Genomic DNA, 21,059 nt, shown 5'->3' on the forward strand with positions numbered 1-21,059 from the left:
GCGGATCGATGAGAGCGTGGGCCTTATCGGTCACAACGGTCTGCTGGTCGGCTCCGGACGGTGCGCGGCCATGGCTTCGAGCGGACGTGCGACGGTGACGCCACGCGAACGCAGGTGTGCCTCGACGCGGCGGTGCGGTCGCTCGTCTTCGTGCAGCACGGTGATCGCCGTCGCCGCGGCACCAAGCTCGACAGCCTTCTCGACCTGTGCGACCAGATCGGTGGTCAGGTGGCTGACGATCATCAGCGGAGTGTCGTCCACACCTGGTAGCGACGGCAGACTCTCCCGCAGATCTTCGAGTTCCAGTGGCGTGAAGCTGATGTCCTCCACCAACGAGAACAGCGTTCTGGTCAGCTCGCACGGCGTGCTGCCGGTCACCGTGCCGCTCAACAGGTACGTGTCGCTCGGCTCGTTGACCGGTGGGGCGAGCGTCAGCAGCAGGAGTGCGGCATCGGCGTCGCAGAGGTGCACTCCTCGGCCCAGTCGTCTGGTCAGGAAGCCGAGTGCGCGCGCTCGGCTGAGCACGGCGCACATCACCGCGTGGGCCTCCTCTGGTCTGGCTCGAAACCTCGTCACCACGGTGCCCGTGCCGCCAACGAACATCTCCGAATAGTGGATCGTGGTGGGTGTTCGCGCGTGCCGGGTCAGCCCTTCGAGCTACCAGGTCGGGCGGGCCGTGACGCCGCCGTCCACCACCAGGTCGTGGCCGGTGATCCAGGAAGCCAGGTCCGAGGCCAGGAACACGCACGCGTTGCCGATGTCCTCAGGTGTGCCGAGCCGGGTCAGCGGCGCTGCCGAACGCCATCGCGCGACGCCTTCCGGCCACTGCGACTCGATGCCGGGGCGGGTGATCAGGCCGGGCGAGACCGTGTTGACCCGGATGCCGCGCGGGCCGTACTCCAGGGCGGCCGCTCGCGCGTGCATGATCAGCGCGGCTTTCGAGGCGGCGTAGTGGGCGTGGCCCGGTGCCGGGTGCGAGCCCTCGATCGACGCGATGTGCGTGACCGAACCGCCTGCGGGCAGGAGCGAAGCGGCCGCCTGGGTGACGGCGAACGGGGCCGTCAGGTTGGTGTCCACAACGGACTGCCATTGCGAGACTGTCATGTCCGGCAACGGTTCCACGGGCTGCACGCCCGCGTTGTTGACGACGGCGTCCAGCCTGCCGTGGCGAGCGAAGGCTTCCTCGACCACGCGTTGAGCGGATGTGCGGAGGTCACCGTCCTCAACACCGTTGTGGCGCACGACAAGCGCGCCCGCGTCCGAGAACCGTTGTGCGATGCCGCTGCCGATGGTGCCGCCGGCGCCGGTGACGAGCACGACCTTGCCGCTGAGATCGATCACGTGACGATGTCCTCCAGTCGATCGTGAAGCCAGTCGACGATCTCACCCCGGCCGGCCACGAACCCGTCCCGGCCGATCTCGCGGTACACGCCGCCGGCCTCGCGGACCAGCACCGCGCCCGCCGCGACGTCCCACGGGTGGATGCCGAGGTTCGCCGCCGCGTCCGCCCTGCCGGCCGCGACCCAGGCGAGCGAGAGGGCCGTCGAGTAGACGCGGCGCACGTCCGCCACCTCCATCAACGCGCCCAGCAGTGCCATCTCGCCGTGGTACGGGCTGCCGGGCAACGGGATGTCGGTCAGCACCAGTGGGCGTGGACTCACACCAGGCGTGATCGTCAAGCCGGGAGAGCTGATCGTGAACGGGACGCCGACAGCCGCGGTGAACAGCTCGTTGCGGAACGGGTCCAGCACGCAGCCCGCCACCAGCACGCCGTCCACGGCCGCGGCGACCGAGAGGCACGACAGCGGGATGCCGCGGACGAAGTTGCGGGTGCCGTCGATCGGGTCGACGTACCAGGTGATCGGTGCCGAGGCGGTGCCGAGCTCCTCGCCGACCACCGCCGAGCCGGGAGCGCCGCCGGTCAGGCTGGTCCGCAGGAACGCCTCGATCTCCAGGTCCGCGGTGCTGACCTGGTCGAACGCGCCTTTCGCGGCAACGTCGACCCGAAGCTCGTGCAACAGCTTCGCGGCGTCCACGCACGACTGCGCGGCCAGCGCGAGAAGATCCCCAGGAGTCACGGGCCCATTGTGATCGGTGACAAACCCGACCGGCTGACTCTGGGCAACGTCCAACCCGCGGCAGTGATCTCAGCCACCACGATGAGCAGACCTGACAGCGACGTTTGGAGGTTCGGGATGCGAATCGTGGCCGGGTTGGCGGTGTTCGCGGCATTGGTCGCCGGCACAAGCCCCGCACAGGCGGACACCCTCGAGTACGTGGCGCTGGGCGACTCGGCCGCGGCGGGTCCGCTGGTGCCGAACCCGGATCCCGCGCTGTGGTGCCTGCGCTCGGATCACGACTACCCGCAGGTGGCGGCTGGTCTGCTCCGAGCACGCCTCACCGACGCCACCTGTTCCGGTGCCGAGACCGACCACCTGACGGGTCGCCAGTTCGGCTTCGTGGCACCGCAGCTCGATGCGCTCAAGCCGTCCACCGACCTCGTGTCGCTCACCATCGGCGGCAACGACATCGGCCTGTTCCAGACCGCGCTGAGCTGCGTCAACCTCCTGCCGGAACCGGCGGGGGTCTCCTGCCGGGACCGCTACACGACGAACGGCGTGGATCAGCTCGCCAAGGCCGTCGACGTGTGGGCACCGGAGCTGGGTGCCGCGCTGGACGAGATCAAGCGCCGCTCGCCGCACGCGAAGCTGCTGGTCACCGGCTACGGCACCTACAGCAGGCCCGGTGGTTGCCACCCGCGTCAGCCGGTGTGGGCACGGGACGCCGACTACTTGCAGAGCGTGCTGAACAAGATCAGCGCAACGGCCAGGGCGGAGGCGGCGAAGCGGGGCGCGACGTTCGTCGACTTCGCGGCGGTCACGGTGGGGCACGACAGCTGCGCGGCACCCGCCGACCGCTACCTGGAAGGGGTGATCCCGACGACGCCCGCCGCGCCACTGCACCCGAACGCCGCGGGCATGGCAGTCTTCGGCGCTACGGTCGCGAACGCCGCGCGGCAAGGGCAGCCGTCAGCAGCGTGACGTGCTCGATCCGCGTCGGGTCCAGGCCGGTCAGCTCCGCCACTCGCCGCAACCGGTAGTCGACGGTGTTGGGGTGCACGTGCAGCTCCGACGCCGCCGGCCGCCGTGACCCGCGCCGGAGGTAGACCTCCAGCGTCTGCACCAGCTCGTCCGTCAGCGGTGCCACGATCGCGGCCAGCGGTCCGAGCGCCGCGCTCGGGCGGGACAGCTGGTACTCCAGCAGCACGTCGTTCAGCCGGTACAGGCCAGGACCCGACTGCAGTGCCACGGCCAGCACCTCGCGGGCGAGCTTGGCGGCGTCCGCGACCCCGGAGGGAGGGGTCGCGACCGCCGCCACCGTCAGCGGCACACCCGCGGCACGCGTCACGTCCGCCACGATCCGGTCGAGCGGCGGGTCCTCGCCCGGCAGCAACGCCAGACCGCCGTCCACGCCGAGCGACGACAGCACCGGTTCCCGGCTGTGCCGCTCCAGCTCGGTCCGCAACCGGCGCAGCTTCCTGCGCCCGGCGATCGCCCGGTCGACCTCGGTCAGCAGCTCGTCGGGATGCGGCGGCACGTGCAGCGCCAGCACCACGCAGGGCCCGGACGCCTCGGCCGACCCGTCGAGCAACCCCGTCAGCAACGCGTGCCGCGCGGACCGCTCGTCGTCGAACGTCGTCTGCCGCTCGTCGAGGTAGCCCGCGCTGACCGCGGGCGTCACGAGCTGCAGGTACCGCAGCGCCAACGCGTTCAGCGCGAGGACGTCCGAAACCTCCTCCGGTCGCGCGACCGGCACGAGCGCTTCCCACACGACCTGGAGGCCCACGTGGTAAGCGGTCAGCACCACGTCGATCGGCACGCCCTCCTCCGCGCGCTGCGCCGCCGACTCGCGCAGGAACCGCAGCTCGTCCGCGGACGGCAGCTCACCCGTGCCCAGCACGACGGCGAACGCCCGCAGCGCGTGCTCGGTGACTCTGGCGATGTCACCGGACAACTCCTCCGCGGGCAGCTGGCGGTACTCGGGCACGCGCTGCAGCAGCTCGTCGAGCACCCGGCGCACGAACGCGGGCATCTCCACGACGAGCCGGTCGGCCAGCGGACGGCCACCGATCACATAGGGCATCAGCCGATTCTGGCGGCTGAGCCCGATGTCATGATCCGTCGGCGCAACGGATCTTGCCGGGGCAGCCGCGCAGCAGCTTCACCACGGGCGGCCTGGTGATCCGCGCCGGAGCGCGCGAGGCACCGCCCGGCCACTTGATCGAGATGGCCATCGACGACGCGTTGTTGTCGTAGTTCTTCTCCAGCAGCACGCGGTCCGGGTTGGCGACGGTGACCACGTCGTAGGTCCCGGAGGCGACCTTGGTGATGTCGAGCCACTGGAACTCGACCTTGTACTTGTAGTCGTCGCCCATGCCGACGGAGATCCCGAAGAACACGTCCAGCGCTTCCGGGTTGTGGTGCTCGCACTTGTGGCCGTCGAGCTTGTGCGCCAGCTCGCCGGTGGGGGTGTCGCGGCCGCCGGGGCGGTGGGCCAGGCCGTCCGCGTCGGCGTTGACGTAGCGGTCGCCGAGGCAGAAGCCGTTCTTGCGGTCGGTCACGACCGTGTCGCCCGCCGGGGTGCGCAGCTGGAAGTACTCGAAGTTCATCAGGTGCCAGTGCTCGTGCGCGGCCGCCGGCTCGTAGTACGCCCAGGACGAGGTGCGGTGCTGGGCCTCGCCGAAGGACATCGGGATCGGTCCGTCCACTCCGGACTGAATGGCCTGCCGGACGGTCATCCGCGGTTGGGCGGTGCTGTCGCGGTGGGCGTGCACGAGGAACGGTCCGTCGCCGATGTTGTCCACCGATGTGGTGAACCTCAGGCGCACGGCCTTGATGTCGCCCCCGTCGACGCACGGGCCGCCCGGTGCGGACGGGTCGGTGACCATGCAGACGTCCCAGGAGTCGCATTTGCTTGCGTCGCCGTCATATCCGCCGGCGCAGCCCACCGGTGCCTGGCGCAGATCGGGCAGCGCGGGCTCGGCGGCGTGTGAGGACGCGGTGAGTGCGGCAGCGGTGATCGCGGCGACCACCACTGCGACGGGTCTTTTGAACACCGCCGCACATTAGTGACGTCACAACGGTTTTGTCGTGTCAAACCCCGGGCGTCTCACTCGATCGACTGACGAGCAGGAGGATGCGTCGGGCCGAGAACTAGTGTGCGGCCGGTGAGAAGAGGCGTCATCACCATGGTGTGCGGTACCCGGCCGGAACTGATCAAGCTCGCCCCGCTCATCCGGCGGTTCGGCGACGACGCCGCGGTCGTCTACACAGGACAGCACTACGACAGCTCGATGTACTCGCGCATCCGCCAGGACATCGCGGAACCCGGCAGCTTCGTGGAGCTGGGGCTGGGCGGCGCGCGGAGCAGGGGCAGCCAGCTGGGCAACGCCGTCGCGGCACTGGACGCGCACTTCGCGGCAGAACCACCCGATGTGGTGATCGTGCAGGGCGACACCACCTCCGCGCTCGCCGGTGCGCTGGCCGCCAACGCGAACGACGTGCCGCTGGTGCACGTGGAGGCCGGGCTGCGCAGCTACGACCGCGCGATGCCGGAGGAGCACAACCGGGTCGCCATCGACCACCTCGCCGACCTCTGCTGCGCGCCGACCTCGGTCAACCGCGCCAACCTCCTGGCAGAAGGCATCGCGGCGGACCGGATCACGGTCACCGGCAACACCGTCGTGGGCGCGCTGGAGGAAGCGCTGCCGGGCGCGCCGGAGTCGCTGCGGCTGATCTCGTCGCTGGGACTCACGCCCGACTCCTACGTGCTCGCCACCGTGCACCGGCCGGAGAACGTGGACTGCCGGGAGAACCTGGAGACCATCCTCGGCGAGCTCGTCCGCTTGCCGCTGCCGGTCGTGCTGCCGCTGCACCCGCGCACCGCGAAGCAGGTCGCCGCCTTCGGGCTGGAACGGCTGCTCGACCGGCTGCGGGTGATCGAACCCCAGTCGTACCCGGACTTCCTGTCGCTGGCCAGGTGGGCCGCCGTGCTCGTGTCCGACTCCGGCGGTGTGCAGGAGGAGGTCAGCGTGCTCAAACGGCCCGTCGTGGTGGTCCGCCGCAGCACCGAACGACCCGAGATCGAGGGCACGTTCGGCACGCTGGTGCCGCCGGGGCCGCGGGTGCGGGCCGAGGTGCTCAGGTGGCTGGACGACGTGAGCGGGCACCGCACCCGGCTGGCGGGCATTCCGTCGCCCTACGGCACCGGTTCGTCGTCCGGGCTCATCGAGACCGCGGTGCGGGCGATGATGTCCGACACCCGGTTCGCCAGCCCGACGCTGGAGTTCCAGCTCGTCACCGAGGGGTAGACGTGGGCGGTGGTGGCGAGCAGCAACGGCGTGCCCGCCACCTCCACCGGCGGTCGCCGGGCGAGATAACCCAACGGGTACACGGGTTCCACGAACGGTGCGCGGAACACGTGCGCCTCCTCGACGTCCTCGGCGGCCAGGCCGTGCAGCGTCCTCAGCTGTGCGGTCCACCTGGCCGCGATGTCGCGAGTGTCCTCTTGGAACAGTGCGGAGCCGCGGTCGGTGTAGCGCATGACGTACACGAGGTGCCGTCCGTCGACCGGGCCGGTCAGCGGTGACATCTCGACCACGCCGTCGAACTCGGTGCCGGAGCGCAGGACCGGCGTCCAGTAGTGGCCGGACAACGGTCGGCGCAGCACGAACAGCGCGTTGACGACGCCCTGGTAGCGCAGGTCCACCTCGGGCAGCAACGGTGCCAGGCCGGCGTCGGCGACCTGGCGCAACGCCGGCAGCGGCAGCGTGGACACGACCCGGCCGGACGTGATCGTCTCGCCGCCGTCCAGCTCGATCTCGGCCCGTCCGCCGGTCACCCGCAACGCGCGCACCGGTGCGGACGTGCGCACGACACCGCCGTGCGACTCGATCGAGCGGCTCAGCGCGTCGATGATCGACTTGTAGCCACCGCGCGGGTAGCCGCGCACGGCGACGTTGCGTTCGCGGCCCAGCCGCTGCCACAGGTAGAGCGCGGGCACGTCACCGAACGCCGCACCGAACTTCGACCCGAACAACGGGCCGAAGAGGTCGCGCCACACCTCGTCGCCGTACAGGCCGCGCAGCCAGTCCTCGGTGCGCAGGTTGTCGAGGTCCTTGCCCTTGCCCAACCTGCGCAGCAGCACCGACACCGCACCGAACCGGATGCGGTCGGGCAGGCCCAGCGCCGTGAACCGCAGCAGGTCCAGTCCTGAGTTGAACGGGTAGTGGCGGCCGTCGACGATCATGCCCATGCTGGTGCGCTCCCAGCGGACGTCGTCGCGCAGCCCGAGCTCTTCCAGCAACGGCAGCAGGTGCTCGTCGGTGGGCATGACGCAGTGGTAGAAGCGCTCCACCCACCGGTCGCGCCACGGGAAGAACGTGCCGAGCCCGCCGAGCTGGCCGGTGCCCTCCACCAGTGTCACTGCGGTGCCCGCGCGGGCGAGCCGGTGCGCGACGGCGAGGCCGCAGATGCCACCGCCGATCACCGTGACGTCCGTCGTCATCACAGCTCCCGGTACGGCGCGGGGGTGAGCCGGTCGCGTGCCAGCAGCCGGACGTACTGCACGATCGTGCGACGCAGCTTCAGCTTGCTCGGGCCCTGCTTGCGGTCGTAGCGCAGCTCCAGCGGCACCTCGGTGATCACCGGGTGGCAGTGCCGCAGCTTCAGCAGCAGCTCGACCATGCAGGCGAAACCGCGTTCCTCGACGAGCCGTTCGCCCCAGTGCGCGCTGGCGCGGGCGAGCAGGCTGATCCGGTAGGCGCGGAAGCCGCTGGTGAAGTCGTGCACGTCGACCAGGCCCAGGACGCGGCGGAACAGCACGGCCGCGCTGCGCGAGAGCATCCGGCGGAACAGCGGGGCGGTCCGGTCGTCGCCGCCGGTGACGAACCGCGAGCAGATCACGACGTCGGCACCGGAGAGGATCTCGTTGCCCAGCCTGGTGATCAGCGCGGGGTCGTGGGTGTCGTCGGCGTCCATCACGACCACGAAGTCGTCCTCCGCGGCGTCGGCCAGCGCGGCCCGCAGTCCGGTCTGGACGGCCTGGCCCAGGCCGAGGTTCACCGGGTGGCGGACCAGCCGGACGTCCAGGCCGGGCACGCCGGTCACGACCTCGCCCGTGCCGTCGGACGATCCGTCGTCGACGACCCAGGCGGTGATCTGTTCGGTGCGGGCGACCTCGGCGATCCGGCGCAGCAGCGACGGCAGCGCGGCGGCCTCGTTGTAGGCGGGGAGCACCACGTGCGCCCGCCCCCGCACCGGCGTTGCGAGTGCCGTGGCGGGTCTCGGACCGGCCGTCGGCGAGGCCTCGGACTCGCGTCCGTCGAGTGTCATGGAGCCCCCATTTCATCGGGCATCAGAGCGGCGGCGAGAATTATTCGCACGCCCGCCCGTAAATTCGGAGCGCCCCCTGGCTGGTTTTCGCTCTGCAGCGGGGGAGTGGAGCGCCCGACCGATTCTGGATGTAATTCGAAAGGGGTACGAATGTTCCTCGAACGGGTGACGACGGGGCTCGCTGCCGTCATTCTCGGGACATTTTTCAGCCAGATGAACTCGATCGGGTGATCTCGAATGGGACGTAGTGCTGAGGTGGAGACGAGCGTGGGGCTTCCCCTGGAAGAGTGGTTCGCCGGAGAGCTCACCGCGCCGCTGGCGCCGGTGCGTGACGACCCGCCGCCACGTGGTCTGCTGAGCCGGGTCAACGGGGTGGCGGTGCTCCTCGTCGGGGTGGACGTGCTCGCCCTGGTCGTGATGGCGTCGCACGCGGGTCTGAGCGGGGGGTGGGCGTTCGTGCTGGCGTGCGCCCTGCTCGGGGTCCGCGCGTCCGGCCGGATCTACCGCCGCCGGCTGTGGCTGTCGTGGCTGCAGGAGCTGCCGCGCTCGCTCGCCACGACGGCGATCGCGGTCGCCGCGGTGGGCGCCGGTGTGCTGGCCCTCGGCTGGTCGCCGGACGTGTTGCTGCAGCTCAAAGCGGGCGTGGTGGCGTTCGTCGTGGTGAGCGAACCGGCGCGGTCGGCCGTCTTCGCGTTCGGCCGGTGGTGCCGCCGCCGGTTCGACCGGTGCGACCGGACGATCATCATCGGCGCCGGTGAGGTCGGCGCGGACCTCGCCGAGGTCATGCTGCGCCACCCCGAGTACGGCCTGCGCCCGGTGGGGTTCATCGACCCCGAACCGCCGGGTGACCGCAAACTGCCGGTCGCCCTGCTGCAGGAGGACCTGGCCGCGGCCATCGACCGGCTCGGCGTCGGCACCGTGGTCGTCGCGTTCTCGCACGCCCGCGACTCGCCGTTGGTCGACGCGGCCGTCACGGCGCACCGGCGCGGTTGCTCGACCCTGGTGGTGCCGCGGATGTTCGAGCTGCACCAGGACGGCCCCGACGTGGAACGGCTGCGCAGCTATCCGTTGCTGCGCCTGAGCACCGCGCCGACGAACCGGCCGACCTGGCACGTCAAGCGCCTGGTGGAGCGGTCGCTCGCGGCTCTCGCGCTCGTCGTGCTGTCGCCGGTGGTCGCGCTGTGCGCGCTGGCGGTGCTGTTCGAGAGCGGCCGGCCGATCATCTTCAGGCAGGTCCGCGTGGGCATGGACGACCACAAGTTCGTGATCTACAAGCTGCGCAGCGTGCGCCAGACCGGCGTGGACGACTCGGACGTGCGCTGGTCGGTGGAGGGCGACTCGCGGGTCGGTCCGGTAGGCCGGATCCTGCGTCACACGTCGCTCGACGAGCTGCCGCAGCTGTGGAACATTCTGCGCGGCGACATGTGCATTGTCGGACCGCGGCCGGAAAGACCGGGTTTCGTTCGCCAGTTCTCGGCGATCCACGAACTATACTGGGCGCGCCACCGGGTCCCCACCGGTTTGACCGGCCTCGCGCAGGTGCACGGATTGAGAGGCGACACCTCGATCGTGGACAGATCTCGATACGACAACTACTACATCGCGAACTGGTCGCTGTGGCTGGACGTCAAAATCGTGCTGTTGACGGTGGGAGAGCTGTGTCGGAGAAGGAATCGCTGACGACCCGCGTGCTCGCGGTGGTGCTGCTGTCGTTCACGGCGGCGTGCACCTTCGTGCCGGTCTCGGAGAAGGCCGCCCAGGAGAGCCTCGGGCCCACCGAGCCGTCGATCGTCAGCGCTCCCCAGCCGAAGCCCCTCGCCCCGTGCGCGTGGTGGTACGGCATCGGCGGGAAACCTTCGGCGCTGCAGCTGAAGTTCGCCGCCGAGCACTACAGCCTCGTGGTGCTCAACGCGTGGGAGACGGCGGCGCTGCGCCGGTTGCGACAGCTGAACCCCAAGGTGAAGGTGCTGGTGTACAAGGACTTCGCCAGCACCCGCAACTACCCGGGCACGGTCGACAACGGCGTGGACGCGAAGTACCTGCCGACCGGGATCGGGTACGTCGCCGCCGAGAAGACGAACCCGGACTGGTTCGCCGTCGACACCGCGGGCGCGCGGATCGAGTGGAAGGACTACGAGAAGCACTGGCAGATGGCCGTCTGGAACGAGACGTACCAGCGGGCCTGGGCGACCGCGGTCGTCGACGAGGTCGTCCGCGAGGGCTGGGACGGTGTGCTGGCGGACAACGACTTCAGCTCGCTGCGGTTCTACTCGCCCGCGGTGCTGAAGGGCACCGCCGACGTCGAGGCCACTGACCGCGTGCTGCGCGACGGGTTCGACGCGTTCCTCGGCATCGTCGGCGACCAGCTCGCGAAGAACGGCAAGATGCTGATCCCCAACGTGTCCGAGTCGCACCTGCGGCCCGGCCGGTGGACCGCGCACTCGCGCTACGACGGCGCGATGGAGGAGAACTTCGGCCTGCGCGACGACGGCGGCACCGGCGACCTGCTCACGTTCCGCGGCAACGAGTGGAAGGAACTGCGCGGCCAGGCCGCCCTCGGTGAGTCCTGGCTGCTGCTCGTCACCCACACGTCCGAGCCGCGCGAGGAACGCGTCGGGTACGCCACCGCCGCACTGCTGGCGAGCCCGCACACCTGCTGGAACGGCGCGACCCCCGACTACCGCACGCCCGCCTGGTCGCAGTACCAGGAGGCGGGGCTCGGCGAGGCGGTCGAGGCGGCGAACCGGCTGACCAACGGCCTGTGGACGCGAGGTTTCAGCAACGGCTGGGTGGTGGTGAACCCGACGTCGACGGCGGTGCAGGTGACACCGCCGCCGGGCATGGTGGACATCGCGGGAACTCCGGTGGTCGCGCCGTTCGAGCTGCCCGGTGCGGACGCGAAGGTGCTCATCAAGGCGAAGGTCGGTCCCGTGGTGCCGACGACGACGAAGCCCACGACGACTACGACCAAACCCACCACGACCAAGCCCACCACGACGACCACGACGCCGAAGCCGACCGGGTGAGCTCGCTGGTCAGAGCAGGCTGCGGTACAGCTCCACGTGCCGCTGGGCGCACACCTGCGGGCTGAACCGCTCACGCGCTCGCGCGGCCAGCAACCGGCCGGTGTGCGCGGGATCCGGATCGGCGAACAACGCCTGCAGCTGCCCGGCCAGCGACCTCGCATCTCCGGGAACGGCGAGGCGCAGCGCGGCCCCCGGCACGTCGAGCATGTCCGCGACCCCGCCGGTGTCGGTCGCCACCACGGGCTTCCCCGCCGCCATGGCCTCGGCGACCACGAGCGGCTGCTGTTCCATCGTGGACGGCAGCACCAGTGCGTCGTGCTTGCGCAGCAGCTCGGGCACGTCCTCGCGGAATCCGAGGAACTCCACCGGGAGCCCGGTGGCGAGCCGTTCGCACTCCGCGCGCAACGGGCCGTCGCCCGCCACCGTGAGCGTCGCGTCCGCGGGAAGGACACCGGGAAGCGCCGCCAGCAGTGTCGGCAAACCCTTGCGTTCCACCAGGAGTCCGGCGAACAGGAGCCGTCGCACCGGCGCGGTGGGCGGTTCGGCGTCGCCGATCGGGACGCAGTTGTCGATGTGCGTCACCCGCTGGGCCGGCACGCGCAGCCGGTCGCGGAGGAACCGGCCCATCGCCGGCGCGGGTACCACCGTGCGGTCGACGCGGCGGGCGACCAGGGCGTCGGCGGCCAGAACGGTCATCGTGTACCTGGACGGCCGCGGTGCCCGTGACGCGCCGCGGAACCACGGTTCGGTCACATCGTCCGGCACGCCGTGATAGGTGTGCACGACCCGGATGTCGCCGCCGAGTCCCGCGCACACCAGGCCGCTGCGGCGGTCCTGCGCGTGCACGACGTCCGGACGCCACGCGCGCAACGCCGCGCGTGCGTGGCGGCTGGCGCGGAGATCTCCCTTGCGCGGCACGGAGATCTCTTCGTGCAGGCCGTCGAGCAGATGCGCGTCCCTGGCGGGCTTCGGGCCGAACACCCGCACCGAGGTGCCGGAGGCTTGCAGCGCGGTGGCGAGCCGGACGGTGACGTCGACCGGGCCACCCCGGTCCTGCGTCAACAGAAAAGCGATCCTCATCCTGCCTCTCCCACGAGCTTCTCCACGAGCGTGGTGATCTGGTCGGTCACCCGGCCGCGGTCGAACAACGTCTCGGCGCGCCGGCGTCCGGTGCGCCCTTCGGCCTGAGCGAGCCCGGGGTCCGCGAGCCGTGCCGCCACCGCGCGGGCCAGCGCGGCGACGTCACCTCGTGCCACGACTGCCCCCGCGGCGCCGACGCTCTGGCGCACGCCGTCGACGTCGAACGCGACGACGGACCGTTCGCAGGCCATGGCCTCCAGCGGCACCAACGCCATGCCCTCGGCACGTGACGGCAGCACGACCACGTCCGCCGCCGCGTAGAAGTCCGCGACGTCGTCGCTGTGGCCCCACCAGACGACCGACGGGTCGTCGCACGACCAGACCGTCCTCATTGGACCGTCGCCGACCAGCACGAGTTGCGCGTCCGGTACGGCGGCGAGCACCGCGGGCCAGGCGGCCAGCAGCAGGTCCTGGCCCTTCTGCGGAGCCAGCCTGCCCACGCACACCGCGGTCGGCCGGTCGGGGAGGCCGAGCCGGCCGCGTGCCTCCAGGCGGTCCACCGGGCGCAGCCGAGCGGTGTCGACACCGTTGCACACCACCTCGGCCGGTGCGTCGACGCCCGCTGCCCGGCCGGAAGCGAGCTCGTCGTCGCTCACGCACACCAGCTGGTGCGTCCACCGCGACGCGAAGGACTCCCAGGCCGCGCACGCCCGTTGCAGCAGCCCCGCCGTCAACCGGAACGACCACAGGTGCGGCTGGAAGACCGTCGGGATCCGGCCGCGCACCGCCAGCCTGCCCGTCAGCCCGGCCTTCGAGCTGTGCAGGTGCAGCACGTCCGGCCGCAGAGTTCGCACCAACGCCCGCAGCCGAACCGTTTCGAGCAGCGACCGCGGTCCGGGAGAACGGGTCGCCCGCCACTCGCGCACGTCGATGCCCTCCGCGCGGAGCCGGTCGGTCAGCCAACCTCGGGGGCACACGACGACGACCGACCAGCCGTGGTCCCGTTGTGCCACGGCGAGATCCAGCACCACCTTGGCGACGCCCGCCTCCACCGGCTGCGTCACGTGCACGACCTTCACGACAGACTCCCCCGCAGTTCCCGCACGGCCTCGCGGTTGAACGGCACCGCGACCGCCGCGTACACCCCGAGCAGCACCAGACCGGCGAACACCGCACCGGCCACTCCGCCGCCCGAGGGCAGCAGCCGGGCCGCGAGCCAGCAGCACGCACCGGCACCGGCCACCCCGGCCACCGCGCGTCCCAGCTCCCGCAGGCGGAACGCGAGCCCGTGCCGTGCCAGCACCCACCACGTGACCGGAACGAGCAGCCACACGATCACCGCCTGCGCGACCGCGACGGCGAGCACGCCGTGCCGGGTGGTCAGCGCCAGCGCGGTGAGCAGGGCGATCAGGTGGGTGACTTCGAGGGCGAGGTACCAGCGCGCGTGCCCGCCCGCCCGCACGACCTGGTACCAGGTGTGCAGCAGCCCGAGCCCGAACCCGTAGGCGCACAACGCGACCAGCACCACCGCCGCGGGCGCCCACCTCTGCCCGAACAGCACCACGCGGTCCGCGAGCAGCGCGGTGACCGTGTAGAGGCAACCGGTGACGAGCAGCGTCGCCTTGGTGAACCGCAGCACCGCACCCGACACCGACTGTCCACTTCGGACCAGTTCGGCGCACACCGGGAACAGCACGCCGCCCAGCACGACCGCGACGAGGATGTACGGCATCCAGGCGATCCGGAACGCGAGCGAGTACACACCCACGGCGGACGGCCTGAGCACACGCCCGATCGCCAGGTAGTCGACGTTGATCAGCAGGGTCGCGACGACGGCTCCCGGCCCGACAACGGCTGTCCAGCGCAGCGCCTCCGTTGCGGCACCACGGTTCCAGCCCGGTCGCAGCCGCACGCCGGCCACCACCGCGAGCACCGGCTGGGCGACGGCGGTGCACAGCAGTCCGACGGCCATCGAAAGCGGCCCGGACCCCAGCGCCGCCAAGGCGATCGTCACCAGCGCGCCCAGCACCATGCCGCCCGCGTCGGGCAGCATCCGGCGGCGGAAGTCGAGATCGCGGTGCATCAGGGCCATCTGCACGCCACCGATCGCGCTGAACGGCAGGCTGAGCGCGGCGATGCGCAGCAACCCCGCCGGTGCGCCCAGCGCGGCACCGAGCGGTTCCGCGGCGAGCAGGAGCACCGCCGTGAGCGCCAGCCCGCCGCCCGCGCTCAACGTCAGCACGGTGCCCGCGAGCACGCGCGGATCGCGGGCGGTCCGGCTGATCACGTCGTAGACACCGGCGGACTGCACGACCTGACCGATGTTGACCAGTGACACGACGAGCGACACCGTGCCCAGGCCGTCCTCGGTGAGCAGGGCCGCGAGCACCAGCGTGACCGCGACCTGACAGCCCTTGCTGACCACGTTGACCGCGAACAGCCACAACGAACCGCGCACGGCCCGTTCGCCGACCCGGTTCGTCACGCGCGTTTCCTGGCCGCGACGACCAACAACACCCACGCCACGACGACCGCGACACCGTCCACCGTCACGTCCACGCGCTGGCCGAACACGCCGGCGATGTTCAGGAAGTACAGGTGTGCGAACGGAATCACGAGCACCATGACGGCGAGACCGGCGAACCGCCAGTCCCGTTCCTTCCTGCGGCGCCAGCTGATGACGCCCAGCGCGGCCATGGCGGGCACGGCGATCAGCACGTCACCCGGCTGGTGCACCATCGCCACGACCACGCCGACGCACGTGATGAGATCCGCGATCGCCCGGTTGTCGTGGTCGCCGCGGTCGAGCTTCCTGGCGAGCACCGCCGTCACCGCGAGCACCCCGGCCAGCGCCACCAGTTCGGCGGCCGGCGGCAGCCAGTCCGTGACGCGGAAGAACACCGCGGCGAGATCCACCCGTTGCGCCGTCACGGAATCGACCGCACCGTAGGCCGTGCCACTCGCGTACTGGAGGTTCGCGCCGATCACGTCCAGGAACGGCCCGACGCCTCCGCCCCGGTACACCAGCAACACCACCACCGGCAGACTCGCGATCGCCGCGATGGCAGTGCCGCCGAGCGCCACCCGCCTCGAACCACGTGCGAACAGCAGAACCGCCAACGGCAACCCGAACTGCGGCTTCAGCCACGCCACCGCGAGCCCGAGCGCGGCCACCCGCGGATGACTCGACCGCGCCAGCAACGCCCCCGCGACCCCGACCGCGATCAACGGGTTGACCTGCCCGACGTACAGCTGGGCCTTGCCGACCTGGCTCGTCACCAGCAGCGTCCCGATCACCACCGTGCCGAGCACTAGCGGCAGGTGCGCGCGCCGTGCCGCCAGCGACGCCAGAACTCCCAGCAGCAGCAACGAAGCCAGCGTGAACGCGATCGCGCCGATCCGGTAGTCGGGCAGCGCGAACGGCATGTGCAGCACGAGGTGGTACGGCTGGTAGAGGTTGAAGTTCTGGCGCACCGGCCAGTGCGCGAACATCGCCGCCGGGTCGTACGGGTTGCCGCCGGCCAGGAACTCGCGAATCGGGAAGTAGGTGGCGTCCCGGAAGTCCTGGAGCCGTTCTTCCGGCAGGTTGGCCGGGGTGGGGACGGGGACCTCCCAGGACGGGCGGAGGGCGCGGGCCGCGCTGAAGGCGCCGGCGACGGCCGCGAGGACGGTGATCACCGTGCGGGTTCGCGGTTTCGCCGCGGTGATGGTCATGTGAGCACCACCGCCACCAGCACCGCACTGCCCGGCAACACCGACAGAGCCGCCGTCAGGTCACCCGGCCCGTTCTCCCCGTCGGCCACCGCGATCACCGCCGAACCCTCACCGGGCTCACCCGCCTTGTCCGGCAACGCCGCCGCCAGGTACTCCGCCTGCACCGCGAGCCCGGGATCCGCCGCGATCACCCGCACGGGCCGGGCCGCCGCCAGGCACAGCGCGGTGAGCCGGTCGATCACGCCGGGGTCGTCCTCGCGCACCAGCGCAACGGGCCGGCGCACCCCGGCGGCTTCGATCGCGGCCCGCACCGCGGCCTCACCGGTGCGCGGGCGGCGCAGCGAGCGCAGGGCGAACACCGCGATCGTCGCCGCCAGCGCCGCGGCGAGGGCCAGTCCTGACGCCAGTTTCCAGTCCGGGACCACCCGGACCGTCTCCGGGTGGTCGTCGAGCACCCGCAACCGGCCGGCGGGTGCGAGCAGGTTCGCGTCCGCCACCGCCTTGGCCATGGCGGTCACGGCGGCGCTCGCCTGCGCCGCGGAGTCCGCCCGCACGGACAGGCGCGCGAGACCGGACGCGGGTACCAGTTCGACGTTCACGCCCGCGTCGATCTCGCGCGGGGTGCTCGATGCGGCCTTCGCGGCCGCTTCCAGCACGGAAGTCGTGTGCACCAGCTGGACGACCGCCGGCATGGTCAGTGAGGCGACCTCGCCGTACTGGGCGGCCGAGTCGGTCTGGGTGACGGGGACGGCCAGCACGGCGACCCTGCTCTCGTACCGCTCGCCGCGCAGGGACGTCACGGCCAGCACGAGCACCGCGACGACGACCGCCACCGCGGCGGCTTCCAGCACCGTGCGCTTGCTCATCCTCGGCCTCCCGCGATGGTCCTGAGCAGTTCGTCGTAGGACTTCATGAAGGTGTGCGGGTCGTGGTCGCGTTCGACGGCGGCCAGACCGGCGGCACCGGCGGCGGTGCGGGCCGCGCTGTCGAACAGCAATCCCGCCATCGCCGCCGCGGTCTCGGCGGGGGAGCGGCGGGGCACCAGCACGCCGCCGCCACCGGCCAGCACCTCGCGCACACCGTCCACATCGGACGCGACGACCGGGCGGCCCGCGGCCAGCGACTCCAGCAGGGCGATCGGCATGCCCTCCCAGTCGCTGGTGAGCACCGTGACGTCCGCCGCCTCCAACAGGTCGCGGACGTCGCACCGGGTGCCGAGGAAGCGCACGCGTTCGGTCAGGCCGAGCTCGGCCGCCCGCTGTTCGAGTGCGGCACGACAGCTGCCGTCGCCGGCCAGCAGCAGCACGGCGCCCGACACCATCGCCCACGCCTCCAGCAGCACGTCGTGCCGCTTCTGCGGTTCGAGCCGCGCCGGACAGAGCGCTACGGGCACGTCGGGACCGATGCCGAGCAACCCCCGGACCGCGGCCCGGTCGACCCGCGGCGGCTCGGGGAAGACCGCGTTCGGGATCACCTCCGGGGTGAGTCCCGCCGCCCGCAACCGGTCCGCGCTCGCTTCGGCGACCGCCACCACGGCACGCGAGGTGTGTCGCAGGATCCGTGCGGCACCACCGAGATCCGCCTCTGCGACGCCGTGGAACACGGTCGCGATCGGCGTCTTCGTCGCGAGCCGCGACACGAGGCTCGCGGACACGTTGTGCGCCAGCACGACGTCCGGCCGGAACACGCGGACGGCCGCACGGGTCGCGGACGCGGCGCGCAGCACACCGCTCGCCCTGCGGCGCGCCACCGGTACGTCGAAGGTGGTGAAACCCAACGCCCGCAACGCTTCGGCACGGTGACCGCCGCCGCTCGCGACACCGGACTCCCAGCCGAAGTCACCGCCGGACCGCACCATGCCCGCCACGACGGCTTCGGCTCCTCCGGCGCCCATCTCACTGATGACGTGCAGCACACGCATCGCGCTCACTCTCCTCACGGCGCAGGTCGGCAGCGGCCGCCACGGCGACCAGCGACCAGATCGGCAGGTAGTACTGCTCGGACAGGAAGGTCGACGCGACCAGCGCGGCGAGCAGCGAGGCCTGGACCGCGAGCATCGGGCGCAGGTCCTTGCGCGTGCGCAGGACCCGTTCCGACGCCACGAACCCCATCGCGACCGCGCCGAGGAAGCACGCGAGGCCGGGCAGGCCGAGCTCCGCGCCGATCTCCAGGTAGATGTTGTGCGCCACCGGCGTCTGCTCGTCGATCTCGGCGTTGTGCGAGGCCGCCGCGTAGGAGCTGCGGAACCCGCCCAGCCCCACACCGAGCACCGGGTGGTCCGCCAGCATGCGCGCGGCGGCCTGCCAGCGCAGTTCGCGAGTGTCCACGTTGGTCCCCGCGATGTAGGTCTTCTCCGCGAGCGCCTTGTCGAGCACCGGGCCCGCGAACGTCACGGCACCGAGCCCGATCACCGCGAGCCCGGCCACCGTCACCGCCACCGCGCGCACCGAGACACCGCGCCGCACCACGAGCCACGTCGCGGCGCAGGCGAGCGCGATGCCGCCGCCTCGGGAGAACGTCGCCGCCGCGCCCGCCGCCAGCAGCGCTCCGAACGGCATCAGCAGCTTCCTGGCCGGCAGGGCGATCAGCAGCGGCATGGCCACCACGAGGAAGTAGGCGAGGTCGTTGGGGTCCTCCAGCGGACCGGTCGCCCGCGTGTCCCCACCGACGACCAGGCTGAACAACGCACCGACCGCGGCGATCACCGCACCGCCGACGGCCGCCCCCAGCACCGCGCGGACCGGCACCTCCCGCGCGACGACGTCCACCAGCACCGCGGTGATCACGATGAACGGCAGGAAGCGCTGGGTGTAGTCGAGCGTGAACACGTCACCCGCGTGCACGGCCGACGACACCAGCAGCACCGCGGCGAACACGGCCAGCAACGCGTGCAACGGATGCGCGGCCGGAAGCCGGCGTTCCCGCACGCGCTGAGCGGCCCACGTCAGGACAAGCAACCCAGGAGCCACCTTCGCCAGGTGCGGGTGCACCTCCTGCAGGTAACCCTCCAGCGGGGCCAGTGCCACCGTCGCGCACGTGAGCACCCGCAGCAGCCACGTCATCCGCACAGCTCCACCCGGCGTTCCCGGAGCAGGCCCGCGAGCCGGTCGGCGTGCTCGCCGGTGCCGACGACCTCGAAGTGCCGCCGCAGCGCGGAAAGCACCCAGCCGAGCAGGGCCGCCTTCTCCGCACCCGGCACCGCCATGCCGGGGAAGAACTCCATCCCCGGCGCCTCCGCACCGCTCAGCACGTCGGTCGGGTGCAGCAGCAACGACGGTGACGTGCCAGTGAGCAGGCACAACCGCAACGCCGCGCGGAAGTAGCCGCGGGCCAGCCGGGGCGAGATCTGGTGCAACTGCAGCAGATAGGCGCCGTGGATCGGGACACGCAGCAACGGCATCGTCGTCACCGGCAGCTCGACCAGCCCGGTGTCGCGCCAGCGGTACGGCGTGTTCGGCGACATCACCTTGCCGAAACCACCGAACAGGTCGTCCTGGCCCGCGGCACGATGGCGCGTGGTGCGGTTGTGGTAGGCGCGGGCGAGCGGGCCGATCCACGTCGGCAACGTGCTCGCGTCGTAGCGATAACCCCGTGCGGCCAGGACTTTCAGCAGCTCGGGCGTGACGCTGTAACCGGGGCCGCGGAACCCGCGCGGGCGGGGAGCGCCGGCGGCCACGATCGCGTTCTCCGCGCGGACGATCTCGGCTTCCAGCTCGGCCGGCGAGTAGCGGTGCAGCCACGGCTCGTGCCCCCACGAGTGGTTCGCCACCTCGTGCCCGGCCGCCACGACGTCCGCGACCGCCTGCGCGCCGTCATCGCGTTCGGCGTCGGCCCCGACCACGAAAACCGTTGTGGTGAGCCGATGTTCGCCGAAGACGTCCAGCAGCCGCGGCACCGCCGTGGCGAGGAAACTGGGTCTGCTTTCCCACTCCGGGTCGCCGTGGGTCTTGAGGTACGCCCACAGGTTGTCCAGGTCCAGCGAGACGCTCGCGGTTCTCACCCGGCCGCCTCCGGCACGGGTGCGGTGCCGCGGACCGGGACGCCCAGCGCCAGCACGCCGAAGACCACGAGCGTGATGCCGAGCCCGACGGCCCACTCCCAGCCCGGCGTGATCCGGTCGCCCAGCAGCGAGAGGCCGATGACCGACGTGAGCACCACGGTGGTCGCGTCCATCGACGCCACGGACGACGTGGCGGTGCCGCGCTGCAACGCCGTGGCGAGGCACGACTGGCCGACCAGCGCGGCCACGATCATCAGCCACGCCAACGGGTTCCGCAGCACGTCGAGCACCGGTTCGTCGGCCACCGACCGGCTGATGATCGCGACCACGGCGAACGCGATGCCGGCGAGCACGGAGACGGCCACGGCGTTCGAGCTCTGCAGTGCCCGCGTGGCCACGACCACGACGAGCAGCGGGACCCCGAGCAGGACCAGCCCCGGCGTCACCGGGATGTTCTGCGCCACCGACGGTTCCGACGCGGCGGCGAGCAGCACGAGCCCGGTCGCCATCACGGCGAGCACGGCCACCTCCACCGCCCGCACGCGCCACTTCAGCACCAGCAGGCCGAACGCGGTGGCCAGACCGACCGCACACGACGACCCCGCCTGCACCAGGTAGAGCGGCAGCGACGCGCGTGCGAGAAAAGCGAACCCGAAACCACCCACCTGGCCGGCGAACCCGAGCAGGTAGAGGCGGTCCTTGGCCAGCCGGGCCAGCAGTCCCAATCCGGTTCCCGGCTTCTTGTCCGCCCGCTGCGCGGCGACGGTCTGGGCGACGATGCCCAGGCCGTAGAGCGTGGTGGAGATCGCGAGCTCGGGATATCCGGACACGGAAAACCTCCCTCGT

General features: G+C 71.5%; 20 protein-coding genes. 4 read left to right on the forward strand and 16 right to left on the reverse strand.

Annotation, left to right across the window (positions count from 1 at the left end; genetic code table 11):
- Window positions 1–30: 30 nt before the first annotated feature.
- Genes ABZV40_RS20755 through ABZV40_RS20765 form a run of 3 tightly spaced genes read right to left on the reverse strand, consistent with a single transcriptional unit; the run spans window position 31 to window position 2,078 of the window.
- The gene (locus tag ABZV40_RS20755) at window positions 31–603 is read right to left on the reverse strand and encodes a hypothetical protein (RefSeq protein WP_355443654.1); all 573 of its coding nucleotides are present in this window, start codon (window positions 601–603) and stop codon (window positions 31–33) included.
- Window positions 604–657: 54 nt separating this feature from the next.
- Complete coding sequence (locus tag ABZV40_RS20760; protein WP_355443656.1) at window positions 658–1,341, reverse strand: SDR family NAD(P)-dependent oxidoreductase; 684 nt, start codon at window positions 1,339–1,341, stop codon at window positions 658–660.
- Window positions 1,338–2,078: an inositol monophosphatase gene (locus tag ABZV40_RS20765; protein WP_355443659.1), complete on the reverse strand. Its 741-nt coding sequence runs from the start codon at window positions 2,076–2,078 to the stop codon at window positions 1,338–1,340. The genes ABZV40_RS20760 and ABZV40_RS20765 overlap by 4 nt, the downstream gene beginning before the upstream one ends.
- 117 nt (window positions 2,079–2,195) lie before the next feature.
- On the opposite strand from ABZV40_RS20765, the gene ABZV40_RS20770 reads away from it, so the two are divergent.
- Window positions 2,196–3,041 carry an SGNH/GDSL hydrolase family protein gene (locus tag ABZV40_RS20770; RefSeq protein WP_355443662.1) on the forward strand — a complete coding sequence of 282 codons (846 nt, stop codon included), beginning with the start codon at window positions 2,196–2,198 and terminating at the stop codon, window positions 3,039–3,041.
- On the opposite strand, the gene ABZV40_RS20775 is transcribed toward ABZV40_RS20770, so the two are convergent.
- Entirely contained in the window at window positions 2,995–4,143 is a 1,149-nt protein-coding gene (locus ABZV40_RS20775; protein WP_355443665.1) for a helix-turn-helix domain-containing protein, read from the reverse strand. The genes ABZV40_RS20770 and ABZV40_RS20775 overlap by 47 nt on opposite strands.
- Before the next feature lie 28 nt (window positions 4,144–4,171).
- Window positions 4,172–5,116 carry a lysyl oxidase family protein gene (locus ABZV40_RS20780; protein WP_355443668.1) on the reverse strand — a complete coding sequence of 315 codons (945 nt, stop codon included), beginning with the start codon at window positions 5,114–5,116 and terminating at the stop codon, window positions 4,172–4,174.
- Window positions 5,117–5,227: 111 nt separating this feature from the next.
- Between ABZV40_RS20780 and wecB the strand changes: the two genes are divergently transcribed.
- Complete coding sequence (gene wecB, locus ABZV40_RS20785) at window positions 5,228–6,370, forward strand: UDP-N-acetylglucosamine 2-epimerase (non-hydrolyzing) (RefSeq protein WP_355443671.1); 1,143 nt, start codon at window positions 5,228–5,230, stop codon at window positions 6,368–6,370.
- Here the strand turns inward: wecB and ABZV40_RS20790 are convergent.
- Both ABZV40_RS20790 and ABZV40_RS20795 read right to left on the reverse strand, forming a co-directional pair.
- Window positions 6,259–7,566 carry an FAD-dependent oxidoreductase gene (locus ABZV40_RS20790; protein ID WP_355443674.1) on the reverse strand — a complete coding sequence of 436 codons (1,308 nt, stop codon included), beginning with the start codon at window positions 7,564–7,566 and terminating at the stop codon, window positions 6,259–6,261. The two genes, wecB and ABZV40_RS20790, sit on opposite strands and share 112 nt — an antisense overlap.
- Entirely contained in the window at window positions 7,566–8,393 is an 828-nt protein-coding gene (locus ABZV40_RS20795; protein ID WP_355443677.1) for a glycosyltransferase, read from the reverse strand. The genes ABZV40_RS20790 and ABZV40_RS20795 overlap by 1 nt, the downstream gene beginning before the upstream one ends.
- A gap of 267 nt (window positions 8,394–8,660) precedes the next feature.
- On the opposite strand from ABZV40_RS20795, the gene ABZV40_RS20800 reads away from it, so the two are divergent.
- Together ABZV40_RS20800 and ABZV40_RS20805 are read left to right on the forward strand one after the other, a co-directional pair.
- Window positions 8,661–10,073, forward strand: coding sequence for an exopolysaccharide biosynthesis polyprenyl glycosylphosphotransferase (locus ABZV40_RS20800; RefSeq protein WP_355443680.1), 1,413 nt, complete (start codon window positions 8,661–8,663; stop codon window positions 10,071–10,073).
- A complete protein-coding gene (locus tag ABZV40_RS20805; RefSeq protein ID WP_355443682.1) occupies window positions 10,052–11,419 on the forward strand; it encodes a putative glycoside hydrolase family 15 protein in 1,368 nt (455 codons plus the stop codon). Before ABZV40_RS20800 ends, ABZV40_RS20805 begins: the two co-directional genes overlap by 22 nt.
- 9 nt (window positions 11,420–11,428) lie before the next feature.
- Here the strand turns inward: ABZV40_RS20805 and ABZV40_RS20810 are convergent, their stop codons facing one another.
- From ABZV40_RS20810 to ABZV40_RS20850, 9 genes are read right to left on the reverse strand one after another with little or no spacing between them, the layout of a single operon-like run.
- Window positions 11,429–12,499, reverse strand: a complete 1,071-nt coding sequence (locus ABZV40_RS20810; protein ID WP_355443685.1) for a glycosyltransferase family 4 protein — start codon at window positions 12,497–12,499, stop codon at window positions 11,429–11,431.
- On the reverse strand, window positions 12,496–13,578 hold the full coding sequence (locus ABZV40_RS20815) for a glycosyltransferase (RefSeq protein ID WP_355443688.1): 1,083 nt from the start codon (window positions 13,576–13,578) through the stop codon (window positions 12,496–12,498). The genes ABZV40_RS20810 and ABZV40_RS20815 overlap by 4 nt, the downstream gene beginning before the upstream one ends.
- Complete coding sequence (locus ABZV40_RS20820; RefSeq protein WP_355443690.1) at window positions 13,575–14,984, reverse strand: oligosaccharide flippase family protein; 1,410 nt, start codon at window positions 14,982–14,984, stop codon at window positions 13,575–13,577. The genes ABZV40_RS20815 and ABZV40_RS20820 overlap by 4 nt, the downstream gene beginning before the upstream one ends.
- Window positions 14,981–16,213 (reverse strand): glycosyltransferase family 87 protein, encoded by a 1,233-nt coding sequence (locus ABZV40_RS20825; protein ID WP_355443693.1) that lies wholly within the window; start codon window positions 16,211–16,213, stop codon window positions 14,981–14,983. Before ABZV40_RS20825 ends, ABZV40_RS20820 begins: the two co-directional genes overlap by 4 nt.
- Window positions 16,210–17,079, reverse strand: coding sequence for a hypothetical protein (locus tag ABZV40_RS20830; RefSeq protein ID WP_355443696.1), 870 nt, complete (start codon window positions 17,077–17,079; stop codon window positions 16,210–16,212). The genes ABZV40_RS20825 and ABZV40_RS20830 overlap by 4 nt, the downstream gene beginning before the upstream one ends.
- Window positions 17,076–18,134, reverse strand: a complete 1,059-nt coding sequence (locus tag ABZV40_RS20835) for a glycosyltransferase (RefSeq protein ID WP_355443699.1) — start codon at window positions 18,132–18,134, stop codon at window positions 17,076–17,078. The genes ABZV40_RS20830 and ABZV40_RS20835 overlap by 4 nt, the downstream gene beginning before the upstream one ends.
- A complete protein-coding gene (locus ABZV40_RS20840) occupies window positions 18,109–19,275 on the reverse strand; it encodes an O-antigen ligase family protein (RefSeq protein WP_355443702.1) in 1,167 nt (388 codons plus the stop codon). Before ABZV40_RS20840 ends, ABZV40_RS20835 begins: the two co-directional genes overlap by 26 nt.
- On the reverse strand, window positions 19,272–20,213 hold the full coding sequence (locus tag ABZV40_RS20845; RefSeq protein WP_355443705.1) for a polysaccharide deacetylase family protein: 942 nt from the start codon (window positions 20,211–20,213) through the stop codon (window positions 19,272–19,274). The genes ABZV40_RS20840 and ABZV40_RS20845 overlap by 4 nt, the downstream gene beginning before the upstream one ends.
- Window positions 20,210–21,043: a hypothetical protein gene (locus ABZV40_RS20850; protein ID WP_355443708.1), complete on the reverse strand. Its 834-nt coding sequence runs from the start codon at window positions 21,041–21,043 to the stop codon at window positions 20,210–20,212. Before ABZV40_RS20850 ends, ABZV40_RS20845 begins: the two co-directional genes overlap by 4 nt.
- Window positions 21,044–21,059 lie beyond the last annotated feature (16 nt).

The sequence above is a fragment of the Lentzea sp. NPDC004782 genome (genome assembly GCF_040609115.1).
Taxonomy (GTDB): domain Bacteria; phylum Actinomycetota; class Actinomycetes; order Mycobacteriales; family Pseudonocardiaceae; genus Lentzea.

Excerpts from the sequence above, each read along its gene's own strand:
- ABZV40_RS20755 (WP_355443654.1), bottom strand. The coding sequence starts at position 603 with ATGTTCGTTGGCGGCACGGGCACCGTGGTGACGAGGTTTCGAGCCAGA.
- ABZV40_RS20770 (WP_355443662.1), top strand. The coding sequence starts at position 2,196 with ATGCGAATCGTGGCCGGGTTGGCGGTGTTCGCGGCATTGGTCGCCGGC.
- ABZV40_RS20775 (WP_355443665.1), bottom strand. The coding sequence starts at position 4,143 with ATGCCCTATGTGATCGGTGGCCGTCCGCTGGCCGACCGGCTCGTCGTG.
- ABZV40_RS20790 (WP_355443674.1), bottom strand. The coding sequence starts at position 7,566 with ATGACGACGGACGTCACGGTGATCGGCGGTGGCATCTGCGGCCTCGCC.
- ABZV40_RS20795 (WP_355443677.1), bottom strand. The coding sequence starts at position 8,393 with ATGACACTCGACGGACGCGAGTCCGAGGCCTCGCCGACGGCCGGTCCG.
- ABZV40_RS20810 (WP_355443685.1), bottom strand. The coding sequence starts at position 12,499 with ATGAGGATCGCTTTTCTGTTGACGCAGGACCGGGGTGGCCCGGTCGAC.
- ABZV40_RS20825 (WP_355443693.1), bottom strand. The coding sequence starts at position 16,213 with ATGACCATCACCGCGGCGAAACCGCGAACCCGCACGGTGATCACCGTC.
- ABZV40_RS20830 (WP_355443696.1), bottom strand. The coding sequence starts at position 17,079 with ATGAGCAAGCGCACGGTGCTGGAAGCCGCCGCGGTGGCGGTCGTCGTC.
- ABZV40_RS20835 (WP_355443699.1), bottom strand. The coding sequence starts at position 18,134 with ATGCGTGTGCTGCACGTCATCAGTGAGATGGGCGCCGGAGGAGCCGAA.
- ABZV40_RS20840 (WP_355443702.1), bottom strand. The coding sequence starts at position 19,275 with ATGACGTGGCTGCTGCGGGTGCTCACGTGCGCGACGGTGGCACTGGCC.